The organism is Sinomonas sp. G460-2, assembly GCF_047759905.1.
Taxonomy (GTDB): domain Bacteria; phylum Actinomycetota; class Actinomycetes; order Actinomycetales; family Micrococcaceae; genus Sinomonas.
In genome coordinates this window covers 1-3,562 of sequence record NZ_JBKZWT010000356.1, presented here as the reverse complement: position 1 = coordinate 3,562, position 3,562 = coordinate 1, and the positions used below count along the sequence as shown (strand labels likewise).

At 61.3% G+C, this 3,562-nt stretch carries 2 rRNA genes; both read left to right on the top strand.

Annotation, left to right across the window (positions count from 1 at the left end):
* The first annotated feature begins 70 nt into the window (after nt 1-70).
* A 23S ribosomal RNA gene (locus tag ACLN58_RS19680) occupies nt 71-3,188 on the top strand.
* 212 nt (nt 3,189-3,400) lie between these two features.
* Nucleotides 3,401-3,517, top strand: a 5S ribosomal RNA gene (gene rrf / locus ACLN58_RS19675).
* Nucleotides 3,518-3,562 lie beyond the last annotated feature (45 nt).

Genomic DNA, 3,562 nt, shown 5'->3' with positions numbered 1-3,562 from the left:
GGGTTCCTTTTCCTGTGTGCAATTTTTTCTTGGTTTTTTTCCTTGATTTGTTGCGCCCCCGTGTGTGGGGGTGTGAGGTTTTCAAGGGCGTACGGTGGATGCCTTGGCATCGGGAGCCGATGAAGGACGTGGGAATCTGCGATAAGCCTGGGGGAGTCGATAACCGGACTGTGATCCCAGGGTGTCCGAATGGGGAAACCCCGCCGCATGTCATGTGCGGTGACCTGCCGCTGAACGCATAGGCGGTGTGGGGGGAACGCGGGGAAGTGAAACATCTCAGTACCCGCAGGAAGAGAAAACAACAGTGATTCCGTCAGTAGTGGCGAGCGAACGCGGACGAGGGCCAAACTGTGCGCGTGTGATACCCGGCAGGGGTTGCGCGTATGGGGTTGTGGGGTCCTGCTTGGTGCGTCTGCCGGCGTGCCGGGGTGTGTGCGGTCATAGGCGAACGGTCTTGAACGGCCGGCCGGAGTGGGTGTGAGTCCCGTAGCCTGAAATGCCTGTTGCATGCCCTTGCGGGTGTCCCCGAGTAGCACGGGGCCCGAGGAATCCCGTGTGAATCTGTCAGGACCACCTGATAAGCCTGAATACTACCCGATGACCGATAGCGGACTAGTACCGTGAGGGAAAGGTGAAAAGTACCCCGGGAGGGGAGTGAAACAGTACCTGAAACCGTGCGCCTACAATCCGTCAGAGCCTCCTTGTTGGGGTGATGGCGTGCCTTTTGAAGAATGAGCCTGCGAGTTAGTGCCGTGTCGCGAGGTTAACCCGTGTGGGGGAGCCGCAGCGAAAGCGAGTCTGAACAGGGCGTTCAGTGGCGCGGTCTAGACCCGAAGCGGGGTGATCTACCCATGGCCAGGTTGAAGCGACGGTAAGACGTCGTGGAGGACCGAACCCACTTCAGTTGAAAATGGAGGGGATGAGCTGTGGGTAGGGGTGAAAGGCCAATCAAACCCCGTGATAGCTGGTTCTCCCCGAAATGCATTTAGGTGCAGCGTTGCGTGTTCCTTGCCGGAGGTAGAGCTACTGGATGGCCGATGGGCCCTACCAGGTTACTGACGTCAGCCAAACTCCGAATGCCGGCAAGACACAGCGCAGCAGTGAGACCGCGGGGGATAAGCTCCGTGGTCGAGAGGGAAACAGCCCAGACCGCCGGTTAAGGCCCCCAAGCGTGTGCTAAGTGGGAAAGGATGTGGAGTCGCAGAGACAACCAGGAGGTTGGCTTAGAAGCAGCCACCCTTGAAAGAGTGCGTAATAGCTCACTGGTCAAGTGATTCCGCGCCGACAATGTAGCGGGGCTCAAGCACACCGCCGAAGCCGCGGCAGCCCCATGTGTCCCTAGCCTTCGTGGTTCAGGGGTGGGGCTGGGTAGGGGAGCGTCGTGCGGGCTGTGAAGCTCCCGGGTGACCGAGGGGTGGAGGCCGCACGAGTGAGAATGCAGGCATGAGTAGCGAAAGACGGGTGGGAAACCCGTCCGCCGGATGATCAAGGGTTCCAGGGTCAAGCTAATCTGCCCTGGGTGAGTCGGGACCTAAGGCGAGGCCGACAGGCGTAGTCGATGGACAACGGGCCGATATTCCCGTACCGGCGAAGGACCGCCCATGCCGGACGGCCGATACTAACCAACGGATCCCCTGTTGGCGCCCTTCGGGGCGCGGGCGGGGGTGAGCGTGGGACCTGAGGCCGCGAGGCAAGCGCATTAACAGGTGTGACGCAGGAAGGCAGCCCGGCCAGGCGATGGTTGACCTGGTCCAAGGATGCAGGGCGGGCCGCAGGGAAATCCGCGGCCCATCAAGCCCGAGGTCCGACGGGACCCCCGCGAGGGGGGATCGGGTGATCCTATGCTGCCTAGAAAAGCATCGGCGCGAGGTCCTAGCCGCCCGTACCCCAAACCGACACAGGTGATCAGGTAGAGAATACCGAGGCGATCGAGAGAATCGCGGTCAAGGAACTCGGCAAAATGCCCCCGTAACTTCGGGAGAAGGGGGACCCCGGCCCTGAACAGGACACGCGCCTGGGAGGGGGGAGGGGTCGCAGAGACCAGGGGGAAGCGACTGTTTACTAAAAACACAGGTCCGTGCGAAGTCGCAAGACGATGTATACGGACTGACTCCTGCCCGGTGCTGGAAGGTCAAGAGGACCCGTCAGCCTCACGGCGAAGCGGAGAATTCAAGCCCCAGTAAACGGCGGTGGTAACTATAACCATCCTAAGGTAGCGAAATTCCTTGTCGGGTAAGTTCCGACCTGCACGAATGGAGTAACGACTTCCCCGCTGTCTCGACCGCGAACTCGGCGAAATTGCACTACGAGTAAAGATGCTCGTTACGCGCAGCAGGACGGAAAGACCCCGAGACCTTCACTACAGTTTGGTATTGGTGTCCGGAGCGGCTTGTGTAGGATAGGTGGGAGACTGTGAGGCCGGCACGCCAGTGCCGGCGGAGTCGTCGTTGAAATACCACTCTGGTCGCTTTGGGCATCTCAACCTCGGCCCGTGATCCGGGCCAGGGACAGTGCCTGACGGGTAGTTTAACTGGGGCGGTTGCCTCCCAAAGAGTAACGGAGGCGCCCAAAGGTCCCCTCAGCCTGGTCGGCAACCAGGTGGCGAGTGCAAGTGCACAAGGGGGCTTGACTGCGAGAGAGGCATCTCGAGCAGGGACGAAAGTCGGGACTAGTGATCCGGCGGCACCTCGTGGAAGGGCCGTCGCTCAACGGATAAAAGGTACCTCGGGGATAACAGGCTGATCTTGCCCAAGAGTCCATATCGACGGCATGGTTTGGCACCTCGATGTCGGCTCGTCGCATCCTGGGGCTGGAGTAGGTCCCAAGGGTTGGGCTGTTCGCCCATTAAAGCGGTACGCGAGCTGGGTTTAGAACGTCGTGAGACAGTTCGGTCCCTATCCGCTGCGCGCGCAGGAGATCTGAGAAGGGCTGTCCTCAGTACGAGAGGACCGGGACGGACGAACCTCTGGTGTGGCAGTTGTACCGCCAGGTGCACCGCTGCTTGGCTACGTTCGGATGGGATAACCGCTGAAAGCATCTAAGCGGGAAGCCCGCTTCAAGATGAGATCTCCAGACACGCAAGTGTCGAAGGCCCCCAGCAGACCACTGGGTTGATAGGCCGGACGTGGAAGCAGGGACCAACGACCTGCGAAGCCGACCGGTACTAATAGGCCGACAGCCTCACACCACCACAGCAACACACGAACTGCCCGCGTCCACTCTACGGTCCCCAGACCACAAACCCCCCCAAAACCGCCCCACCCAGGGGCGGCCCCCGGAGGACCCAGCCACCACCACAGCACACACCACAACAGAACACAGCACGCAACACCGCAACCCGAACACTTCCCCACCCCCACCCCGCACAACAACCGGGCCAGGGGGCGCGCGGAGAACAGGTTACGGCGGCCATAGCGTGGGGGAAACGCCCGGACCCATCCCGAACCCGGAAGCTAAGCCCCACAGCGCCGATGGTACTGCACCCGCCAGGGTGTGGGAGAGTAGGACACCGCCGGACAACACCACCACCCGAGGGCCCCACACCGACGTGGGGCCCTCAGGC